19 protein-coding genes and 1 pseudogene are annotated in these 19,789 nt (G+C 63.9%); 8 read left to right on the top strand and 12 right to left on the bottom strand.

What is annotated here, in order from left to right; genetic code table 11:
* Positions 1–556: 556 nt before the first annotated feature.
* Both K288_RS0129300 and K288_RS0129295 read right to left on the bottom strand, forming a co-directional pair.
* The gene (locus K288_RS0129300; protein WP_027582767.1) at positions 557–1,621 is read right to left on the bottom strand and encodes an AbrB family transcriptional regulator; all 1,065 of its coding nucleotides are present in this window, start codon (positions 1,619–1,621) and stop codon (positions 557–559) included.
* A 144-nt stretch (positions 1,622–1,765) separates the two neighbouring features.
* Positions 1,766–2,038, bottom strand: a complete 273-nt coding sequence (locus K288_RS0129295; RefSeq protein ID WP_043161041.1) for a PsiF family protein — start codon at positions 2,036–2,038, stop codon at positions 1,766–1,768.
* A 189-nt stretch (positions 2,039–2,227) separates the two neighbouring features.
* Here K288_RS0129295 and K288_RS0129290 point away from each other — a divergent pair, with 189 nt between their 5' ends.
* Complete coding sequence (locus K288_RS0129290) at positions 2,228–2,710, top strand: hypothetical protein (protein WP_027582765.1); 483 nt, start codon at positions 2,228–2,230, stop codon at positions 2,708–2,710.
* Between the two features lie 180 nt (positions 2,711–2,890).
* Positions 2,891–3,553: a DsbA family protein gene (locus K288_RS0129285; RefSeq protein WP_027582764.1), complete on the top strand. Its 663-nt coding sequence runs from the start codon at positions 2,891–2,893 to the stop codon at positions 3,551–3,553.
* A 15-nt stretch (positions 3,554–3,568) separates the two neighbouring features.
* Here the strand turns inward: K288_RS0129285 and K288_RS0129280 are convergent, their stop codons facing one another.
* Both K288_RS0129280 and K288_RS0129275 read right to left on the bottom strand, forming a co-directional pair.
* Entirely contained in the window at positions 3,569–3,775 is a 207-nt protein-coding gene (locus K288_RS0129280; RefSeq protein WP_027582763.1) for a hypothetical protein, read from the bottom strand.
* 81 nt (positions 3,776–3,856) lie between these two features.
* Entirely contained in the window at positions 3,857–4,744 is an 888-nt protein-coding gene (locus K288_RS0129275; RefSeq protein ID WP_027582762.1) for a LysR family transcriptional regulator, read from the bottom strand.
* A gap of 120 nt (positions 4,745–4,864) precedes the next feature.
* Here K288_RS0129275 and K288_RS54915 point away from each other — a divergent pair.
* Together K288_RS54915 and K288_RS54910 are read left to right on the top strand one after the other, a co-directional pair.
* Positions 4,865–5,266 (top strand): annotated as a pseudogene (locus tag K288_RS54915) (SDR family NAD(P)-dependent oxidoreductase); the annotation flags it as partial.
* Positions 5,175–5,603 carry an SDR family oxidoreductase gene (locus K288_RS54910; protein WP_343208742.1) on the top strand — a complete coding sequence of 143 codons (429 nt, stop codon included), beginning with the start codon at positions 5,175–5,177 and terminating at the stop codon, positions 5,601–5,603. The pseudogene K288_RS54915 and the gene K288_RS54910, both read left to right, overlap by 92 nt.
* Positions 5,604–5,639: 36 nt before the next feature.
* On the opposite strand, the gene K288_RS0129260 is transcribed toward K288_RS54910, so the two are convergent.
* Both K288_RS0129260 and K288_RS0129255 read right to left on the bottom strand, forming a co-directional pair.
* Positions 5,640–6,722, bottom strand: a complete 1,083-nt coding sequence (locus tag K288_RS0129260) for a dienelactone hydrolase family protein (protein ID WP_027582759.1) — start codon at positions 6,720–6,722, stop codon at positions 5,640–5,642.
* A 96-nt stretch (positions 6,723–6,818) separates the two neighbouring features.
* Positions 6,819–7,790 (bottom strand): S1C family serine protease, encoded by a 972-nt coding sequence (locus K288_RS0129255; RefSeq protein WP_027582758.1) that lies wholly within the window; start codon positions 7,788–7,790, stop codon positions 6,819–6,821.
* Positions 7,791–8,120: 330 nt separating this feature from the next.
* Here K288_RS0129255 and K288_RS0129250 point away from each other — a divergent pair, with 330 nt between their 5' ends.
* Entirely contained in the window at positions 8,121–8,594 is a 474-nt protein-coding gene (locus K288_RS0129250; RefSeq protein WP_027582757.1) for an NUDIX domain-containing protein, read from the top strand.
* Positions 8,591–9,013: a DUF1810 domain-containing protein gene (locus tag K288_RS0129245; protein WP_027582756.1), complete on the top strand. Its 423-nt coding sequence runs from the start codon at positions 8,591–8,593 to the stop codon at positions 9,011–9,013. The genes K288_RS0129250 and K288_RS0129245 overlap by 4 nt, the downstream gene beginning before the upstream one ends.
* 10 nt (positions 9,014–9,023) lie before the next feature.
* Here K288_RS0129245 and K288_RS0129240 read toward each other — a convergent pair whose 3' ends face one another.
* The 3 genes from K288_RS0129240 to K288_RS0129230 form a co-directional block, all read right to left on the bottom strand.
* Positions 9,024–10,541, bottom strand: coding sequence for an AMP-binding protein (locus tag K288_RS0129240; RefSeq protein WP_027582755.1), 1,518 nt, complete (start codon positions 10,539–10,541; stop codon positions 9,024–9,026).
* Positions 10,542–10,817: 276 nt separating this feature from the next.
* On the bottom strand, positions 10,818–12,626 hold the full coding sequence (locus tag K288_RS0129235; RefSeq protein WP_051334801.1) for an AMP-dependent synthetase/ligase: 1,809 nt from the start codon (positions 12,624–12,626) through the stop codon (positions 10,818–10,820).
* A 163-nt stretch (positions 12,627–12,789) separates the two neighbouring features.
* A complete protein-coding gene (locus K288_RS0129230) occupies positions 12,790–13,014 on the bottom strand; it encodes a dodecin (RefSeq protein ID WP_027582753.1) in 225 nt (74 codons plus the stop codon).
* Between the two features lie 379 nt (positions 13,015–13,393).
* Here K288_RS0129230 and K288_RS0129220 point away from each other — a divergent pair, with 379 nt between their 5' ends.
* Positions 13,394–15,241, top strand: a complete 1,848-nt coding sequence (locus K288_RS0129220) for a PQQ-binding-like beta-propeller repeat protein (RefSeq protein ID WP_027582751.1) — start codon at positions 13,394–13,396, stop codon at positions 15,239–15,241.
* A gap of 330 nt (positions 15,242–15,571) precedes the next feature.
* Positions 15,572–16,651: a cytochrome P450 gene (locus K288_RS0129215; RefSeq protein WP_244443294.1), complete on the top strand. Its 1,080-nt coding sequence runs from the start codon at positions 15,572–15,574 to the stop codon at positions 16,649–16,651.
* Between the two features lie 125 nt (positions 16,652–16,776).
* Here the strand turns inward: K288_RS0129215 and K288_RS0129210 are convergent, their stop codons facing one another.
* The 3 genes from K288_RS0129210 to K288_RS0129205 form a co-directional block, all read right to left on the bottom strand.
* On the bottom strand, positions 16,777–17,082 hold the full coding sequence (locus K288_RS0129210; protein ID WP_027582749.1) for a hypothetical protein: 306 nt from the start codon (positions 17,080–17,082) through the stop codon (positions 16,777–16,779).
* Between the two features lie 454 nt (positions 17,083–17,536).
* Positions 17,537–17,782, bottom strand: a complete 246-nt coding sequence (locus K288_RS50925) for a DUF3551 domain-containing protein (RefSeq protein WP_084799775.1) — start codon at positions 17,780–17,782, stop codon at positions 17,537–17,539.
* Positions 17,783–18,049: 267 nt separating this feature from the next.
* Positions 18,050–19,732, bottom strand: coding sequence for a Na/Pi symporter (locus tag K288_RS0129205; protein ID WP_027582748.1), 1,683 nt, complete (start codon positions 19,730–19,732; stop codon positions 18,050–18,052).
* Positions 19,733–19,789: the final 57 nt, after the last annotated feature.

Here is a 19,789-nt window from a genome sequence, read left to right as displayed (position 1 = left end):
TCGCGATCGTCACGAACGTTGCGGTGAGATGCGGTGGACGCGAAGTGTGTGACTGACGAGCACACACATCGCGGACGGCGAAGTCGTGTGGTCCTGGCGCCCCGACGCTGGCGCTAAGTTTTTCGCGCGAACAAGTTCGCGCTTGAGATGACGGTGGCAAGAAAGCCCGGTCACCGGGGAGAGCACGAAGTAAGCCGTAACACCATCGCGCAGGGAAAGGCGGAATGCTTCGGTTGAACCTGTGGTCCTACCCCCGTGCTTTTTGTTGCACGGGACCCACGGGTGCAACCAGCACCCGGCTTTCCCTGCGCCCTCTGATTTCGAGGAGGGTGGAACGGATACAAAGCTCGGACGCAACGCGCCGCGAGAATGCGGACCCGCACTCGCTGTCAAGTCAAACGTAGGATGGGTAGAGCGAAGCGAAACCCATCATTCGCGCCGCTTGCTCCATCGCGATGGGTTTCGCTGCGCTCTACCCATCCTACGGGACCGCTGTTTGAAATTTGAATCAGAACCCATCCCCACGTCGTCCCGGGCTTGTGCGGGAAAGCCCCCACTAGTCGTCCACATCCTCCTGCGGGCGGCCGAACAGGTGCACGATGCCAGGCGTTGCCAGGGTGACGAACACGAAGCGCGAGAGGTGGTGGGCGCCGACGAAGATCGGATCGATATGCAGCGTCAGCGCCAGCGCCAGCATGGCGTCCATCGCGCCGGGGGCAAAAGCGACGACGACGTCGGAAAGATGCACCTGCGTGGTCAGCGTGATCGCGGCAACGAAAATCGCGGAGATCGCGATCGCGACCGCGAACGAGCCGAGCCCGGCATTGATGTGGCTGCGCAGGGTCGAGAGCTTCATCCGCGCAAAGCGCGATCCGATCAGCGCGCCGATGCCAACCAGCGCCACGCCGCGCACCCAGGGCGGCAGGCCGCCCTCGATCGCGCCGACCCCGTGCAGCAGGCTGGAGGCGAGCATCGCGCCGAACATCCAGCTTGCCGGAAATTTCGCCAAGCGCAGCGCGAACGCGGCGACGATGGAGGCTGCGATCAGCGCCGCGAGCTCGATCGGCGAGGCGCTGGCGGAGGCGATCGTCGGCGGCGCCGCCGGCGCTATTCCGAGCGCGGCCAGCATCAACGGCAACGCGGCGGTCAGGATGATCACGCGCATGGTCTGCACCACGGCGATCGCGGCGACATCGGCATTCTTTTCGATCGCGAGCATCGTGATCTGCGACAGCGCGCCGGGGCTGCCGGCGAGGAAGGCCGAGGTCTGGTCCCAGCCATGCACGCGCTGCAAATAGAAGCTGCTGCCGAAGATCGAGCAGACGGTCGCAAGCGAAAGCAACGCGATGGTGAGCGGATAGGCGCTCACATGCTGGATCAGTTGCCGCGACACCAGGGAGCCCAGCGAGATGCCGAGCAGGATCAGCACGGTCTGGGTCACCACCGGCGGCACGGTGAGCGGCCGGCCGGCAAGCGCGGCGATGCCGACCGCGATCATCGCGCCGGAGATCAGCCCGCCCGGCAGGTTTGCCCACAAAAACAGCAGCCCGCCCGCGGCGCCGATAACAAGCGTCTCGGTCGCATTGAGGATGTTCGCGCGGCTGGGAATGGCAAGCGCCATCGATGCAGGGAGCAGGTTCACGGCGGCGTTATGCCAAATCCGCAAGCCCGCGACAAATGCATCTCGCGATTGCAGCAATGCGCCGGATTTTGGAAGCACCGGCGACGATGCTCACTGTCCCGTTTGCGCCGAGCGGGGCGCCGCTTACTTCGCGCCCGTGCTCGTACCGGCGGCTTCCTTCAGGCACTCACGGCGGAATTTCTTGCGCTCCTTGCCGTGCAGGCTTTTCGCATCGGCCTGCTTGGAGCATTCCAGCGAGGCGGCGCTGCGCGCCTTCTTCTCTTCCGGCGTCGACGCCTTGGTCTCCGTCTTGGCGGTGTCCTTCGGCGCGGGTGCGGTGGTCTGCGCAAAGGCGGTGCCCGTCAGCAGGAAGGCGGCGAGGGCGGTTGTGGTGGCAAGGGAGGAAATCTTCAGCATAGAGCAAACCTCGAATGATTGGACTTCAAACCGTCGTCGCTCGATGCTGAACCGCCGATGAATATCGTGCATGTCGGTCGCCACAATATTTTGACCGCGCGGTTCGCCAATGCGTTGTCGCAAGTCCCGGTTGCGTTAGGATGCGGCCCTCGTCAACGCGCTGAGGTTTGACGAAAAGGGAGAACAACCATGACGATTCAAGCCAAACTGTTTTGTGCGATGGCGGCCTCGGGTCTCGCCGCATTCGTGATGTCGGCGCCCGCGCAAGCCCTGACCGCGCAGGAATGCAGCGCCAAGTACCAGGCAGCCAAGACAGCCGGAACACTGAACGGCCAGAAGTGGAACGATTTCCGCAAGGCCGAGTGCGGCGCGAACGCCGCTGCCGCGCCCGCTGCACCGACAGCCGCGGCGCCTGCGCCGGCCCCCGCGGCCAAGGAAGCCAAGGGAGCTGCGCCTGCCGCAGCGCCTGCGTTGCCGGCGGGACCGGCGGTATTCCCGAACGCGGTCGATCCGAAATACTCCAAGGAGACGCAAGGCAAGGCGCGCATGCACACTTGCGTCGACCAGTACAATGCCAACAAGACCACCAATGGCAATGGTGGGCTGAAGTGGATCCAGAAGGGCGGCGGCTATTACAGCGAATGCACCAAGCGCTTGAAGGGCGCCGCTTGATCCCTCGAGCATGATCCAGAATCATGCTCAAACAAAGATCGGCTGGTGCGGCCGGAGTATGACGCCGGCCGCGCCAGCCTTCATCGCGCCGTGTTTCGGACGAGTTTGGTGAGCTCAGCAAAGCTGCGTGACATATCTGCCTGCCGAGCGTAGACAGCGAAGGCAGCCGAGAGATTTGACATGAGCCCATCGACCGATCGTATCGGGATCAATCCGGAACCCACGCGCCGCGCCGCGCTCGGCCTGATGGCAGCCGGCGTGATGCTGTTCGGCGGCACTGCGGCTGCGCAGGAAGAAGAGAAGGTACTGACCGAAGCGGCCGTGTTGCGCGATCCGGAGATCCCTGTCGCCGGCAACGCCAAGGGCGACATCAGCATCGTCGAGTGGTTCGACTACCAGTGTCCCTATTGCCGCAAGATCGCGCCTGAACTGCAGCAAATTGCGCAAGACGATGGCAAGGTGCGCCTCGTGTGGAAAGACTGGCCGATCCTGGGCGATGTGTCGAAGGTCGCATCGCGCATGGCGCTGGCCGCGAAGTATCAGGACAAGTTTCAGGCGGCGCATGAGGTCATGATGGGCCTCACCACGAAGCTGACCGAGCCGAGGATACAGGAGGTGCTCGCAGGCGCGAGCATCGACATCGATCGCCTAAAGCGCGACCTCGCGGCCAATGCCACGACGATCGATGCCATTCTTGCGCGCAACAATGCGCAGGCCGAGGCCTTCGGTTTTCAGGGCACGCCGTCCTTCATCGTCGGCAAATTCCGCGTGCCCGGCATCCTGACCAAGGAGCAGTTCGTGCAGGCCATCGCCGATGCGCGCAAGGCGAATATGAGCCGCTAGATCCCGATGCGCTCGCTAGCGCGACGAGATCTTCTGCCAGTCCTCATGGGCGCGCGCCTTCAGCGCCTTCAGGTCATCGGCGGCAACGTCCCAGTTGACGATGGTACGGCCGTTCTGCGCGACCTGCCCGTCCGCCACGCTCGACGACCGCATCGAATCATAGAGATAGACGCCCGCTGTCAGCAGCAGCGCGCCCAAGATCATTCCGAAAAACGTTCGCATGACGAAACCTCCGGTGACCGCTGATAACGGGGATGGCCGGCGGATGGTTCCGCGCCCGGCCAGTCGGTGCCGGAACCGCCCCTACGCCCGCCCGAAGGCATGCATCACGTAATCGATGAACACGCGCACGCGCGGCGAGAGCTGGCGGTTGCGCGGGTAGAGCAGGGACACCGGGACCGAGGGCGGCGGGCATTCGGTGAGTACCTGCACGAGGGTACCGCGCGCGAGATCGGCTTCGGCGTGGAAGCGCGGCACCTGGACCAGGCCAAGGCCGAGCCGCGCGGTAGCGAGGTAGCTCTCCGGTCCCGTCACCGACATGATCGTCGGCAGCATCACGTCGCGCACAGCGCCGTCGACCACGAACTCCATCGGCCGCAGCCGGCCCGTCGTCAGCGAGCGGATGCCGATCATGCGATGGCCTTCGAGCGCGTCGGGACCGGACGGTGTGCCGAAGCGCTCGAAATAACCAGGCGCCGCGCAGGTGAAGCGCTCCAGCATCACCACCTGTCTTGCGATCATGTCGCTGTCGGGCAGATGGCCGAAGCGCAATACGCAATCGACGCCTTCCTCGATCAGGTCGATCCAGCGGTCGCTCTCGCTCATGTTGATCTCGATGTCGGGATATTCTGCGAAGAAGCCTGGCAGGTTCGGCAGCAGGAAGTGGCGCGCCAGCGTGCCCTGCACTTCGAGCCGCAACAGCCCCCTCGGCCTGCCGCCGCCGAATGCGCCTTCGGCGTCCTCGAGGTCGGCGATCAGCGACAGGCAGCGGCGGTAATGGGCTTCGCCATCGAGGGTCGGGCGGACATGCCGCGTGGTGCGTTCGATCAGCCGCACGCCGAGCCGCGCCTCCAGCGACTTGACGGCATCAGTCACGGTCGAGCGCGGCAGGCGGAGATCCTCCGCCGCCAGCGAAAAGCTGCGGCGCTCCACCACGCGGGTGAACACCCGCATCGCATCAAATCGATCCATCAGGATTGTCCGGATTTATCGAACAGTAAAGCCAAGAAATACACGATTATCCGAGAGGTGGAAGCGCCTACTTTGCTCCTGTCACCCAGCGGCCAAGCCGCATATCAGCAGGAGAACAAAATGTCGGACGAAACCAAGAAAGTAGCACTGGTAACGGGTGCCTCCCGCGGGATCGGCGCCGCGGTGGCCGAACGCCTTGCAAAGGACGGCTTCACCGTCGTGATCAACTACGCCGGCGACACCAAAGCCGCGGAGGCGGTGGCGAGCCGGATCGAGGCGGCCGGCGGACGGGCGCTTACCGCCAAGGCTGATGTCAGCGATCCCAACGCCGTGCGCGGCATGTTCGATGCGGCGGAGGCCGCCTTTGGCGGCGTCGACGTGCTTGTCAACAATGCCGGCGTGATGAAGCTCGCCAAGATCGCCGACACCGATGACGCGCTGTTCGATCAGCACGTCGCCATCAACCTCAAGGGCAGCTTCAATGCGATGCGCGAGGCCGCGCGCCGGCTGCGCGACGGTGGACGCATCATCAATTTCTCGACCAGCGTCGTCGGCACCAAGTTCGAGACCTACGGCGCCTACCGCGACCAAGGCGGCGATCGAGGTCCTGACCGGGATCCTGTCCAAGGAATTGCGCGGACGCTCGATCACGGTGAACGCAGTCGCCCCCGGTCCGACGGCAACCGATCTGTTCCTGCACGGCAAGTCGCCGGAATTGATCGACCGCCTTGCCAAGGCGAATCCGCTGGAGCGGCTCGGCAAGCCCGAGGACATCGCCTCGGTCGTGTCCTTCCTCGCCGGTCCGGACGGTTCCTGGATCAACGGCCAGACGCTGCGCGCCAATGGCGGCCTGGTATGAATCAGCGCCGACGCAGGCGGCGGAATGACCCCGGACTCACGTCGCCGCCGGCGTTGCATTCAGCCAGTCGAGGATCGCCGCGTTCATCTCGCGCGGGTAGGTATGGCTGAGATCGTCGAGCTCGCGATAGGTAACGGCAGCACCGGCCGCGCTCAGAGCCTGCTGCGTCTGGCGCGCGACCTGTACCGGGAACATCCAGTCGAGCTTTCCATGCACGATATGGATCGGCAATCCGCGTAGCCGTTCTGCATCCGCCATCTCGGCCATCAGCGGATGAAAGGTCGCGGCCACCGGGGCAAGGTGGGTGAAGGGCGAGGCGCTGTTCAAGCCTGAAACGTAGCAGAACGTGCCGCCGTCGCTCATTCCCGTCATCAGCATCCGCTTCTCGTCGACATTCCAGCGCGCCCGCACGAAATCGAGGATGCGGACAAGATTCGGCGTGTCGATATCGTCGCCCATCAACGCCCAGGTGCTTCCGCGCGCGGTCGGCGAGACCAGGATGGCGCCGCGGCTGCGGGCGTCGCGCAGCCAACTCCACAAGAAGCCGCGACCATTGCCGCTGCCGCCATGCAGCGCCATCACCAGAGGCCAGGCGCGGTCGGGCGCGTAATATTCCGGCACGTATAGCGAAAAGCCGCCGCGGCTGCCGGGCTCGTCGCTGTCGTGCAGGATGCCGGTGGTTGCACCGGCGGGTTCGGCCAGCCGCGTCAGCAGTTCGGTATCCCCGCGCAAGGCGGGATCGGTGAAGAACTCGTTCACCGGCGGCAATCGCGCGGCCAGCGGGTAGAGCGCTTCCAGCGCGCGCGGCGTGTAGCGCAGCGCGCGAAACACGCTCATGAGATCACCATTACCGTCTTGCACCGTTCGCAGGCCCTGATAGGCGGCGAGCGCCGCGTCGCTTGCGGTTTCGAGCTGCGCCCTGATCGCGGCAAATTGCTCCGGCCACTCGGCGAGCCGCGGGCGAACGGCGCGCAGCGCCTCGTCCGGCTCGCCCGCGATCTGCATGACGTGGCCGAACTCCGGCGGATGCAGGTGGCGCGCGATGAAGCCGAGCGATTCCAGCGTCTGCAACAGCGGCGGCAGCACGGCCACGATGTCGTCCACCACAGCCTCGCTCATTGCACGGCTCTTCTTTTTTGTTTGAACATGATCTCCGCGCAAACGCTACGCGTTTGTCGCGAGGGAAAACCGGTCTCCACTTTTCCGGATCATGCTTTAATGCAGCCGCGGCCCCTTCAATAATTTCGTGCGATCAATCGAGGCCAGCGTGACGTCGAAAGTGACGCCTTCGTGATAGACGGTGAGCGGCACGTCAACGCCGGCGGTTCCGAGCGACCAGAGCTTGCGGTAGAAGCTCGCCTGGCTCATCACCTTTTCGCCGTCCACGGCGAGAATGACGTCGCCGGTCTTCAGCTCGGCGCGCGCCGCCGGGCCCTTGCCGGCGATGCCGACCACAACGATGCGGTTGTCGATCTCGGTGGTGTACATGCCGAGCCAGGGTCGCGACGGCCGGTTGACGCGGCCATACTTGCGCAGGTCGTCGAACACCGGCGTCAAGAGGTCAATCGGCACCATCATGTTGACATGCTCGGCGCGACCGCCGCGCTCGCGTTCGAGTTGCAGCGAGCCGATGCCGACCAGTTCGCCCCTGCCGGAGATCAGCGCGGTGCCGCCCCAATTGGGATGCGCGGGATAGGTGAAGATCGCTTCATCGAGCAGATATTCCCAATAGCCTGCGAATTCCTGCTTCGCCACGATCTGGCTCGCCAGCGAGCGCGTGCGGCCGCCGGCGCCGCCGACCACGACATTGTCGCCGACCTTCGTCGCGGCGGACGAGCCGATCGGCAGCGGCTCGATGCCCGGCCGTCCCAGCGCCTGCACCAGGCCGAATCCGGATTCGAAATCGAAGCCGAGCGGGTGGCCCTCGATCACGCGGCCGTCGCCAAGATGCAGCCACACGGATTCGGCTTCGGTGATGAGATAGCCGATCGTCAACACGAGCCCGTCATCGATCAGGACGCCATTGCCGGCGCGCTCCGTGCCCAGCGTCTCCGCGCTGAACGCATCGGGCGGGATGATGGAGTGCAGGCCCACCACGGTGGTAAGCGCGCGATCGAGATCAAACTTGTAGTTGCCGGAACTGGGCTGGTGTGCCGGCGGCACTCGCCATTCGGTCAAGGAAGGCATGAAGCATCTCCGTAAGAATCGCTTTTCCTTCGACTCACGCCGCACCCGATAGTCAATGTCCGGTCGATCGTCCCGCACCCAATATAACAACGAAATGGGCCCAACGCGAGCCGGCTTCACGGTTTGGAACGACTACAAATGCATGAGCCCCGCCATTGCTGATAATCTTGGGCGTAGTCTTGGGCATAGTCTTGGGCGCCTTCGCAGGCCGGCTTCTATGTCCGTCTTGAGCCGATACGAAACGCCGCATAGATGCCCACCAACTCGGTCCTTTCCGACGGAGCCGAAAATGCATTGCAGGAGCAAAGATCGTTGAAGGTTGTACGTCGCGTGCCTACCAGTGCGGGCATCCTGATGTACCGCCGTTCGGGGCCTCGGCTGGAAGTTTTGCTCGTGCATCCCGGCGGGCCTTACTGGAGCCGCAAGGACGAGGGCGCCTGGTCGATCCCGAAGGGAGAAATGGACGGCGAGGAGGACGCAATCGCCGTGGCGCGCCGCGAATTTGCCGAGGAGACGGGCGTCGTCCTTGATGTGCCGCTCGAACCGCTGGGCCATATCCGCCAGCGCGCCGGAAAGCGGGTGATCGCTTTCGCCGCCGAAGGCGATCTCGATGTGCACGCCATCAGGAGTAATACGTTCGAGATCGAGTGGCCGCCGAGAAGTGGCAAGACGCAGGCATTTCCGGAGATCGATCGGGCCGAATGGTTTGATCTCGCCGCCGCGCATGCGAAGATACTCGAAGCTCAGCGGCCGCTGCTCGATCGCCTCGCCGAGCTTGTCGGCCCGCCAGGGAGGAGCCTATGAGCGACCGCTTTGATCTCGCGCGCTTTGTCGATGCGCAGGCTCCCGTCTACCGGCAGGTCGTCGCGGAACTCAGCGCCGGCCGCAAGCAAAGCCACTGGATGTGGTTCATCTTTCCGCAGCTTGCCGGTCTCGGCTTCAGCGCGATGGCGCAGCGCTTTGCCATCGCCTCCCGCGACGAGGCGGTCGCCTATCTGAAGCATGAGATCCTGGGGCCGCGGCTGCTCGAGTGCACGCGTCTCGTGAGTGCCGTCGAAGGCAAGACCATCCGGGAAATTCTCGGCAGCCCCGACGATCTGAAGTTCCGCTCCTCTATGACCTTGTTCGCCGCGGCGTCGTCCGCCCGCGAATTTCCCGCCGCGCTGAAGAAATATTACGGCGGCGAAGCCGACCCACGAACGATCGAGTTGCTTGGCGACTAGCGGTTCGCCATCATTCCGCTTTCGCGTGCAACCGCGATGGCATGATCCGGAATGCACGATTCTCCTTCAGCCATGCCGCGCGCTCGTCGCGCAATAGCGTGCGGCGAACCTTGCCGGAATCGTCGCGGACCTGCGCGTCCACGATTTCAAAGCTCTCCGGATGTTTGTAGCGGCTCAGCCGGTCGGCGAGGAAATCGCCCATGCCATCGGCGATCGCCTGCGCGTTGGCCTCCGAACCGCACTCGATGATCGCGTGCACGCGCTGGCCGAATTCAGCGTCGGGCAGGCCGACCACGACGCAGGAGCGCACGTCGGGATGCGCGCACACTGCGGCCTCGACCTCCGCCGGATAGATGTTGGCGCCGCCGCGCAGGATCATGTCGGCGAGCCGGTCGCCGAGATAGAGATAGCCGTCTTCATCCAGCCGACCGATATCGCCGAGCGACTCCCAGCCGTCGGCGCGGCGTTTCGGCTCGGCGCCGAGATAGTGGTAGGTGGTGCCGGCGCCGTCATTGGGCAGGAAATAAATCTCGCCGGTCTCGCCGGGAGCGACGTCGTTGCCGTCCTCGCCGATGACGCGCAGGCGCGCGGTCTCGCCGATCTTGCCGACCGAGCCCTTGTGCGCGAGCCATTCCACTCCCGAGATGATGCAGGCGCCCTGCCGCTCGGTGCCGCCATAGAGCTCCCAGATCCGCTCCGGCCCCAGCCACTCGATCCATTTCTCCTTCAGCCATGGCGGCATCGGCGCGGCCATGTGGAATACGACCTGCAGGCTCGAGAGATCGTAGCGGTTGCGCACCTCGTCCGGCAGCGACCAGATCCGGTGCATCATGGTCGGCACGAAATTGATCCACTGCACGCGCTCGGCCTCGATCTGGCGCAGCGTCTCCTCCGCGTCGAACTTGGTCAGGCCGGTCAGGCGTCCGCCGCCGAACAGCGCGAAATGCGAAACGATGAATGGCGCGTTGTGATACAGCGGCCCCGGATTGAGTAGGGAGGCACCGAGTGGCATGCTGAGCGGTAGCGCCATGGTGGTATCGACCACGGCCGGCATATGATCGAGGATCACTTTCGGCCGCCCGGTCGAGCCGCCGCTCGTCATTGCCTTCCAATAGCGTGAGATGGGCGCCGCGAGCGGCTCGTCGGAATAGCCTTCAGGTACAAAGCCGATCGGCAGCGAGTTCGGCGCATTCCAATCGGGCTCGCCGCCGACCACCAGTGCGGGCTTGAGGATATCGAGTACCGCGGCCGCCTCGCCACGCGGCAACCGCCAGGACAGCGAGGTCGGCGTTGCGCCGCACTTCCATACCGCAAAGGTGGTCTCGAAGAATGCGTTGCTGTTGGGCAGCCCGATCGCGACGAAGTCGCCGGGCTTGACGCCCTTGGCCGCAAACGCCCGCGCGCGGGCATTGGCACCGCGTTCGAGCTGTTCCCATGTCAGCGTGTCCTGTCCATGACGGATGGCGATCGTGTCCGCCGGCTGGCGTTCAGCATACCAGCGCGGCACGTCGGCGATCGGGATCAACATGAGGCGTTTCCATTTAGTGGGCTGCTCGCAGCCGCTCTTTGTGTCTTGGATGGTGTGGCTTGGCTCACTTCATCAACAGGAGCCGAGGCGAGTCAAGCCACGGCTGAGGGTGCCGAGATGACAAGGCGCAAGCGTGGCCACGCCGCTCAATTTGCCTGACGATCGAATCGGAATCGTAGGGTGGGTAGAGCGAAGCGAAACCCACCATTTGTGCCCATTTGCTCCGACGCTGATGGGTTTCGCTTCGCTCTACCCATCCTACGGGATATCGGCCTGTCACACCGCTCGTCCTTGCGGTGGCCTACGCACGTAGATCTGTTCGATCTCGGCGGCAAAGCGATGTTCGAGCGCCGGGCGCTTGTTCTTCAGCGTCGGTGTCAGCAGGCCAGCGGCAATGGTCCATGGCTCTAGCGTCCACCATACCGCGCGCGGTGTCGCATAGGCAGGGTAGGCTTTGACGGCCTCTGCGATCCGTTTGACGAGGAATGCGGTTTCCGCCTCCGCACTGCTGCCCGCCAGCCTGGCCTTCTCCCGCTCCCAGGCCTTCGCATTCAGCACCACGAGCGCGGCGAGAAAGGGACGGTTCTCGCCGATCACCATGGCCTGCTCGAACAAGGGATCGGCGAGGATTGCGGTTTCGAGATCGACGGGCGCGATCTTCTCGCCGGTCGAAGTCACCAGGATGTCCTTGATGCGGCCAGTGATGCTGATGCGGCCATTTTCGATCCGCGCTTGATCGCCAGTGTGAAGCCATCCGTCGGCTTCCTTGACCCGATGCGTCTCTTCCGGCCGGTGCCAATAGCCGAGCATCACGCTTGGCCCCCGCACCTGCAGCTCCTGATCCTCACTGATCCTGACTTCGATACCGTCGAGTGGCCGGCCGACCGAGCGAGGGTCGTTATCATCTGCGGTATTGACGGAGACGACGGGTGACGTCTCGGTCATGCCATAGCCCTGCAGGATGTCCAGTCCGAGTGCCAGGAACAGCCGGATCACCCGCTCGCCGATCGCCGCGCCACCACTGACGGCCACGCGCAACCGCCCGCCGAACTGAGCCAGCACCTTGTCGGCGACCAGACGCTTGAGAAGCGGCCAGACCATCCGGTCGGACAGCGACGGGTTGCGGCCTTCTTGCTTCGCATCAAAGCGTCGTCCGCCGACGGCTACCGTCAGGTCGAGCAGTTCGCGTTCGAACCGACCGGCCGCCTCGCTGTGCTGCATGATCAGTGCATAGATGCGCTCATAGATCCGCGGCACGGAGATCAGTACTGTCGGCCGCACCTGCTTCAGATCGTCCGGAAGCTGCTGCACCGATCGCGCATAGGCGACACAGGCGCCGGCCGCGATCGGATAGTAGTAGCCGCCGGTGCGCTCGAAGGTATGCGACAGCGGCAGGAACGACAGGAAGATATCATTCGGACTGGCGGCGATGCGCGCGTGGATCGCCTTGACGTTCGCCACGATGTTGCCCTGCGAGAGCATGACGCCCTTGGGACGCCCGGTCGTGCCGGAGGTGAAGACGATCGCGGCAAGATCATCCTGCGCCAGCGCCACGTCGTTGATGATGGCCTCGGCCACTTGTCCGCGCTCCAGCCAGGATTTCAGCGCCACGACGCGATGGTCCGTCGCTGCCGGGTTTTCGGTGCCTTGCAGATATGCGCAGACGACACGCTTGAGCGCATCCGTCGGCGCGCCGGCGCTGGCGAGGATCCGCCAGCGGTCGATGGTGTCGACCAGCAACAGCGACGCCGCGGAATCCTTCAGAATGTAGACGATGCTTTCGGGATTATCGATCGCGTGCATCGGCACCGGCACGAGGCCGCGCGACAATGCGGCCTGGTCCATCGCGATATGCTCGATGCCATTGGGCATCAGGATGGCGACGCGCTCGCCGGCCGCAAACGCCTCGGCGGCGAGGGCGCGCCGCCAGCGGTCGAGTTCGAGATCGATCTCGTGCCAGGAATGGCTGACCCAGCGCCCGGCTGCCGCATCGAAATGCCGGTATGCTTCCGTATCAGGCGTCACCCGGACGCGCCAACGCAGCAATTCGGGCAGCGTGCGGACCTGCGCAAGCGTGTCCGGCATGCTTGTTGGCGCGATCAAAGCGGCGCCGGATCGTTCCTCGACCTGCACGTAGCCTCCCGACGAGGTTAAGCATCAACAAAAGCATAGACCTGTCGCATGGGGGCTACTTCAAGGATTTGACCTAGCGCAAGAACGGGTATGTCGCGCGCCGGCAATGCCGGGCTCACTCCTCCAATGTGAATCCAACCCGCAGCGTGACCTGGTAATGGCGGACGGTGCCATTCTCGATGTGGCCTCGCGTCTGCACGACTTCGAACCACTTCATCTCGCGAATGGTCTTCGCGGCGCGGGCGATGGCGTTCTGGATCGCATCCTCGATGCTCTTCTCGGACGATCCGACGAGGTCCAGGATCTTGTAGACGTGGTCTTTCTCGGCTGTCGTCGGCATGGCAAGCTCCCTTGCAAGTGGTTTCAGGTCATTCGCGGCGCATCCGGATTGCTGCTCCGTCCGCCCAGGATCGGTCGGCCTCGATCATGATCCGATTGGACGGAATCGGATCATGATCGCATTTTTTTGTTCGAGCATGATCTTTTCGGAAAACCGGTTTCCACTTTTCCCGATCATGCTCTAGGCGTGGCGTCCAGTCTGAACGAGCTGACGGCTATTGAAGTTCCTCCCGTATCACTGCTTGCCCCGCAACATGAGCTGGTGGTCATGGTCGCGACGTCCGTTGTAACTGTTCGAGGTTTCCCGATCACGCTATCATCCCAGGTTGCGGACCTTCCGAGACGACAGGTTCGGATCGTCGCGCCCAGGGGGGAGCCTCATGAGATTGAGCGCTGCGGCCGTCGGCCTGCTGATCTGGTCCTGCCTTCCCGCCACCGCCGAGCAGACGGGTGCCGAGCTTTACGCGCGGCACTGCGCCCAGTGCCACGACGCCGGCGACCCGCAAAGCCGCATCCCCAACCGCGCCGCATTGCAATCGATGGCGTTCGAGCATGTGCTCAGGGCAATTACGGCGGGGAGCATGGCTCCCATGGTCAAGGATCGAACAGACGACGAGCGCAAAGCGATCGCCTCCTTCGTGACCGGAAAACTCGCTGGCGACAGCGCTCCCGCCATAAAGGCGGATGCGGCGGGACACTGCGTGGACGAAGCCCGCGGCTTCGATGGGGCGCTCGACCGGCCGCGATGGATCGGCTGGGGCGCAGACCTCAACAACAGCCGGTTTCAAGCCGCCGAGATGGCGGGGCTGAGGGCGGACCAGGTGCCACGGTTGCGCCTGAAATGGGCGTTCGGCTTTCCGGGCGTCTCCAGCGCCAATGCCCAGCCGGCCGTGATCGGCGGCATGCTGTTTGTCGGCGGCGCCGATAGCAAGGTGCGCGCGCTCGACGCCAGGAGCGGCTGCACGTTCTGGACGCTGGCGACGGACGCGCCGGTGCGCACCGCAATCAGCTTCGGTCCGCTCCCGGGCAAGAATGAGTTCGCGATTTTCTTCGGCGACGTCCGCGCCAATGCCTACGCCGTGGATGCAACAGCGGGCGCGCTGATCTGGAAGCAGAAGGTGGAAGACCATCCGGCCGCCCGGATTACCGGCACGCCGGCTCTGTTTTCCGGCGTCCTCTACGTTCCGGTCTCCTCCATCGAGGAAGCAACCGGCTCGCGAGCCTCCTACGAATGCTGCACGTTTCGCGGCAGCGTGGTGGCCCTTGACGCGGCGACCGGCGGGCCGATCTGGAAGTCGTACACGATCCCCGAGACGCCACGTCCGACGACCAGGAATGCCATGGGGGTGCAGCTTTACGGTCCGTCCGGCGCCTCGGTCTGGTCGGCGCCAACGATCGACGTGAAGCGCCAGGCGCTATACATCGCGACCAGCAACTCCTATTCGAACCCGCCCGCGGATACGAGCGACTCCATCATTGCGTTCGACCTGAAGACCGGTCGGATGTTGTGGCATCGGCAGGCGACGCCCAAGGACAGCTATGTCGTCGCCTGCTACGGCTACGACAAGACCAACTGTCCGGAAGATCCCGGTCCGGACCACGATTTCGGCCAATCGCCGATCCTGGTGAGCTTGTCGGATGGACGCCGCATGCTGGTCATCGGGCAGAAGTCAGGGGTCGTCCACGCTTTCGATCCTGATGATGAGGGCAAGATCCTCTGGCAAACGCGGGTCGGCAAGGGAGGACCGCTGGGCGGCATGGAATGGGGCTCTGCCGCGGATCAGGAGCGGGTCTATGTCGCGAACTCCGACGTGCGGTTTCTGCGCGACGGCACAAGGCGTCTCGATCCGAATGCAGGCGGCGGTCTGTTCGGGCTGAATCTGGCTGACGGCAAGGTCACCATGCAAGTGGCGCCGGTCCCCTGTGATGACCGCGAGCGATGCAGTCCAGCCCTCTCTGCGGCCGTCAGCGCCATTCCTGGTGTTGTCTTCTCCGGCAGCGTGAGCGGCTATCTGCGCGCCTATGCGTCCGACGATGCGCGGCTGCTCTGGGAATTCGACACCGCGCGCGACTACAAAACGGTGAACGGCATCGCGGCGCACGGCGGTGCGATGGACGGGCCGGGCCCGGTCATCGTGGACGGCATGCTCTATGTCAATTCAGGCTACGCGCAATGGGGCGGCATTCCCGGTAACGCGCTGCTCGCGTTCGAGGTGAGCCAGCCCTGATGTGGGACGGACCGAGAAGAGCCAATGCGGAAAGCCTCGCGCGCCCGCCGGAGATCGGGCGCGTTACGAACGTAACGGACTGATAGTTTCTGCGAAACCGAGCTGTAACTCCGCGCGATCAAGATTCCCCCTTCATGAACCGGGCATGTTGAAAGCGGAGACTGTACGATGAGGGCAGAGATCAGCGCCAAGAATTCTTCCGTTAGCCGCGCGAGCCACGAAATCCCAACGGTTACCCTGAAGGAACTTGAGGCGGACCCTCACGCTGTGTTCCGTGCCTACCGCAAGCAATTCCCGGTGGTGCTGTTGCAAGAGACCGGTGGATATTTCGTGCTGCGCTTTTCCGATGTTGATTGTGTGAGCAAGGATCCGCGCTTGCACGCCGTCGGAACGGTCTTTGCCGAGACGCAGGGCTTCAACAGCGGAACGATATTCGATGCATTCGACTATGGCATGCTGACGGCTGACGGCGATGCACATCGGCGGCGCCGTGCGCCGTTTTCACGATTATTTGCTGCCCGCGCGATTAATGAGATGCGTCCGAGTATTCGCCGTGCGGCCGAGGACCTCATCGAGGAATGGTACGGGATAGGCGAGGTCAATTTCTTCGATGAGTTCGCGGCCAAAATGCCCGCCCGCGTCATTGCCGATCTTTTGGGACTCCCGCGCGAGGACATCCCTGAGTTTACGCTGCTGGTCTATGTGGTGACCAAGGCCTTCTTTCTCGGGCTGGGTCCGGACGAAGTCGTCGAGGTCGAGAAGGCAGGGCAGCGGCTACGCGAGTATGTCGACAAAGTCCTTGACGAACGTCGCCGCAGGCCGCGCGGGGATTTCCTGTCTGCGTTCCTGGCTGCAGCTACCGAAGCCGGTGAAATGTCCCCTGCGGAGATGCTTTACCAGATCTTTGCACTGATCGTCGGTGGCACCGATACCACCAGGGTTGCGATCGCAATACAGGTCGCTCTTCTGCTTCAGCATCGCGAGCAATGGGAGCAGGTGTGTCGCGATCCGGATCTGCTTTCAGGCGCGGTCGCCGAAGCGATGCGCTTCGAACCGAGCGTCGGGGGGACCGCAAGGGTCACCAGCGAGGATGTCGATGTTGGCGGGACCGTCATCCCGGCCGGCCAGCTTGTCATGTTATCAACCATGTCGGCCACGCGTGACGAGATGGCCTACGATCGCCCGGATGTCTTCGATATCCATCGCACCAACCAGCCACGGCTGCATCCGATCTTTGGCTATGGTGCGCATCGGTGCATCGGCGAGGCGATCGCCCGCGCCGAATTGGAGGAAAGCCTCGGCGCGATCGCCGCCCGCATACCGCAACTCAACCTGGATGTGCCGCCGAAAATCAGCGGTCATTTCGGAATCCGCCGCGCGGACGTCATGCGCGTCTCCTGGAAGCCGTAAAACGGTCCGGAAAATTTCCGCGCTGGAGCATTTTCGGTTCTGACTGAATCAGAACCGAAGCTCTCGATTCCTGTTTTGACGCGTTTTCTTCACGCGAAGCGGTGTCCACTTCGCTCGAAAACGCTCTAGGAACGCCGGCGCGTCCGCAACCGGCTGGATATCCGGCGGCTGCGGTCCGCCAGCTCGTCGACCTCGAGGTCGACGGCGGCGGAGGCCAGGCGATAGCGGCCGATCCTGCCAATGACCTCGGCGGCCGAGACCTGCGGCCTGGCACCGTCGGAATCGCGCGGGAGGGATGGGCTTCCGATAGTCCGCCTGGTCGCAGCGTCGACGCAGACGGCCTGGTAAGCCTCCCTCTGGGGCTTGATTATGATCACACAGTCCCGGTTGGCAGAGTAGGGCACGCGGAAGCTCAAGTGTGAGACGGTCATCGTCGGTCCTGTTCACGGGCAAAGTTCCGCCGTTCGCAGACGAGGACGCCTGCGGCCATCGCTTTCGTGGGATTGGGAAGGGTTTACGTGTCGGTTTCGCTAGCCCGCAGAGCTAAGTCGCGCGAGCAGAGTGTGTATCGGTGCTCATGACGCAACACGTAACGCAAACTTTTGAAAAGTCGCTTCGAGATATTCCTAAAATTCGATGCAACCGCCAGATTGTTGCGGCCGAGGATGGCTCTCGCGATCAGACGACGCTTGGCTGCACGGCCTCTGTGAGCAGAGGAAAGAGCATGAAGGCGAGCGTCGACGGCTCCTGTACGGTGTATTCGGAACCAAGGCGCCCGCCAGTCGAGGGCCAATATCAGACCTGGCCGCTGCCATCACATGATCGATCTCGCCTTACAATGCACAGCGGACCAGGCCATCTGATTGTCTCACGACGCGCGCGGCGTCAGTGATGGCGCGGTTTGACGCGATTCGTCGTCGGGATAGCAGCAAGGCCAAGATTGGCGCCGCAGAAGGCCGTGCGGCCTGATGCGGCAGCCTGACATTGCTGGTAGCTGGTGAATCCACAATCGCCTCCGCCAGCAAACTCTTCGCCTTGGAGGCAAAACCGATACTCGCTAGCTGCGACCGGGGTTACAGCAGTTGCGAAGACGGTCGCGGACGTCGCGAGGGCAAGAAGCAAGGTGCGCATTTCTCTCTCCCGCGTTGAAGTGCCCCGCTTGACGCTGGGACCAAATTTGCGGGGTCGATGTGAGTTGGCTCACATCGGTGATTCAAATTTTTGAGATCACACGGTGCAGATGCGTAGCGAAGCCTGTCGATGTCTGATTGGTGCGAAAGGTTGACGTTATCCAAAGCCAGAGCGTTTTCGAGCGAAGTGGATAGCGGTTCGCGTGAAGAAAACGTCAGAACAAGAATCTAGAGCTTCGGTTCTGATTCAATCAGAACCGAATAGGCTCTAGCCGCGTCCGAGGAGATGGGCCGCAGAGCGCCAGGCGTGACGCGACAGCGCTTCGAGGCTTCGAACCGTTTCGACGCGAACCAGCGCCGCGTCGGCGGTAAGCGTTCCATTGGCGACCGCGCCAAGCGTCGCGCTGCGGTGGGTGTGCAGCATCTCGCCAAGTTGCGTCGCACAACGTTCGAGCTCGGCGATGGCCTCGTCAGTTGCGCGCGGACCGGCCATGACGTCGGCGCCAGGCGAGGCCGGCATGACCTGCGGCGATCCGGCGGCGCGGGCCGGCGCTGCCACCTCGCGTGCAATCGCGGCGGCGCTTCGCATTGCTTCTGCGCATAGCTCTCCGGCGCGAATGTCCTCCGGTCCGCCACCCACCGAGCCGAAATTGATTCCGCCATTTGCCATTTCCGTCAGTCGGGACGCATGGTCGAGTGCGTGCAATGTGCTCGTGAGACGCTGTTGCTCGTCGTCGTTCTCAGGCGGTCCGGTTACGTCCGACAGGAATATTTGTGCCTGGCGCAAGGCATCGGCGGCGTCCTGCACCGACGCGGTGTCCTTCCCCAGTCGGATCGGTTCAGCCCGGCCGGCCAGCGCCGCCTCGATCGAAGCGCATACCGTTGCGAGCGCGCGCGCGATCGTTCGCCGCACCGCTTCCACCGCCACGATCGGGGTCTCAAGCGCCGAGGGATCGAGGCACCGCGTGAGCGGCGAGCCGCGCTCGGGCAGGATACGCTCGACCAGCCGCGTGAACCAGTTGACCAGCGGCAGCAGGACCACCACGCCGACAACATTGTACGCCGTGTGATACCCGGCCAGCAGCGTGACGCCATCGACGGTGTTCGAGGCACGCACAAGCAGGGGGATGACGACGGGAAAGAGCGCCAGCGCGATAACGGCAGCGATAAGCTTGAAAAGCACATAGGCGATCGCCAGCCGCTTGGCGGTGGTGCTCGCGCCGATCGCGGCCAGGGCGGAACTCGTCGCAGTTCCGATGTTCTGGCCGATGATCAGCGCACAGCCCTGGTCGAGCCCGACCGCACCGGCGAAGTAGGCGGACAACGTGACCGCGACGGCGGCGGTCGACGACTGCATCAGCGCGGTCATTACCAGCCCGACCACGACCAGCGCCAGCACGCCGAACAGGCCCGACCACCACCGCGCGTCGGGACCGGCGAGGACGGCAGGCAGATCCGCCGGGTGCAACCGTTCGGCCAGCCCGCCCATGCCCTGCTGCAGGGTCGTCAGCCCAAAAAGCACAAGCCCGAACCCGGCGAGAGCGGCGCCCATCCCGGATATCCGCCCGCGGGCCAGAAGCTTGGTCAGCGCGCCAACAAAGATCATCGGCAGTGCCGCGGCCGTGAGCGAGACACGGACGCCGATCAGCGCGACCAGCCAGCCGGTCCCCGTGGTGCCGACGTTTGCGCCGAAGACGAGGCCCAATCCTTGCTGGAACGTCAACAGGCCCGCGCTGACGAGACCGATCGTCGTCATGGTCGTTGCACTGGAGGATTGCACCAGAAGCGTGATGATGGCGCCCCAGAAGGAGCCATGCAGCGGCGTCGCAGCCGCCTTGGCAAGCACCGTGCGCAGGGCGGAGCCGGCCAGGGCCTTCAGGCCTTCCGTCATCACGGTCATCCCAAGCAGGAAGAGACCTACGCCGCCAAGTGTTGAGATAGCCATAGACATGCGGGTCTCCTGACGATCAGGACGGTTCCCGCACTGTAGCGCAGTTGTCGAGCGAGG

The sequence above is a fragment of the Bradyrhizobium sp. Ai1a-2 genome (assembly GCF_000426245.1).
In the GTDB taxonomy this organism is placed as follows: domain Bacteria; phylum Pseudomonadota; class Alphaproteobacteria; order Rhizobiales; family Xanthobacteraceae; genus Bradyrhizobium.
This window is presented reverse-complemented; position numbering and strand designations above follow the sequence as displayed.

Coding starts and splice junctions, on each gene's coding strand:
- K288_RS0129300 (WP_027582767.1), bottom strand. CDS start 1,621: ATGGCGCTTGCCATTCCCAGCCGCGCGAACATCCTCAATGCGACCGAG.
- K288_RS0129295 (WP_043161041.1), bottom strand. CDS start 2,038: ATGCTGAAGATTTCCTCCCTTGCCACCACAACCGCCCTCGCCGCCTTC.
- K288_RS0129290 (WP_027582765.1), top strand. CDS start 2,228: ATGACGATTCAAGCCAAACTGTTTTGTGCGATGGCGGCCTCGGGTCTC.
- K288_RS0129285 (WP_027582764.1), top strand. CDS start 2,891: ATGAGCCCATCGACCGATCGTATCGGGATCAATCCGGAACCCACGCGC.
- K288_RS0129280 (WP_027582763.1), bottom strand. CDS start 3,775: ATGCGAACGTTTTTCGGAATGATCTTGGGCGCGCTGCTGCTGACAGCG.
- K288_RS0129275 (WP_027582762.1), bottom strand. CDS start 4,744: ATGGATCGATTTGATGCGATGCGGGTGTTCACCCGCGTGGTGGAGCGC.
- K288_RS54910 (WP_343208742.1), top strand. CDS start 5,175: ATGACGCGCTGTTCGATCAGCACGTCGCCATCAACCTCAAGGGCAGCT.
- K288_RS0129260 (WP_027582759.1), bottom strand. CDS start 6,722: ATGAGCGAGGCTGTGGTGGACGACATCGTGGCCGTGCTGCCGCCGCTG.
- K288_RS0129255 (WP_027582758.1), bottom strand. CDS start 7,790: ATGCCTTCCTTGACCGAATGGCGAGTGCCGCCGGCACACCAGCCCAGT.
- K288_RS0129245 (WP_027582756.1), top strand. CDS start 8,591: ATGAGCGACCGCTTTGATCTCGCGCGCTTTGTCGATGCGCAGGCTCCC.
- K288_RS0129240 (WP_027582755.1), bottom strand. CDS start 10,541: ATGTTGATCCCGATCGCCGACGTGCCGCGCTGGTATGCTGAACGCCAG.
- K288_RS0129235 (WP_051334801.1), bottom strand. CDS start 12,626: ATGCCGGACACGCTTGCGCAGGTCCGCACGCTGCCCGAATTGCTGCGT.
- K288_RS0129230 (WP_027582753.1), bottom strand. CDS start 13,014: ATGCCGACGACAGCCGAGAAAGACCACGTCTACAAGATCCTGGACCTC.
- K288_RS0129220 (WP_027582751.1), top strand. CDS start 13,394: ATGAGATTGAGCGCTGCGGCCGTCGGCCTGCTGATCTGGTCCTGCCTT.
- K288_RS0129210 (WP_027582749.1), bottom strand. CDS start 17,082: ATGACCGTCTCACACTTGAGCTTCCGCGTGCCCTACTCTGCCAACCGG.
- K288_RS50925 (WP_084799775.1), bottom strand. CDS start 17,782: ATGCGCACCTTGCTTCTTGCCCTCGCGACGTCCGCGACCGTCTTCGCA.
- K288_RS0129205 (WP_027582748.1), bottom strand. CDS start 19,732: ATGTCTATGGCTATCTCAACACTTGGCGGCGTAGGTCTCTTCCTGCTT.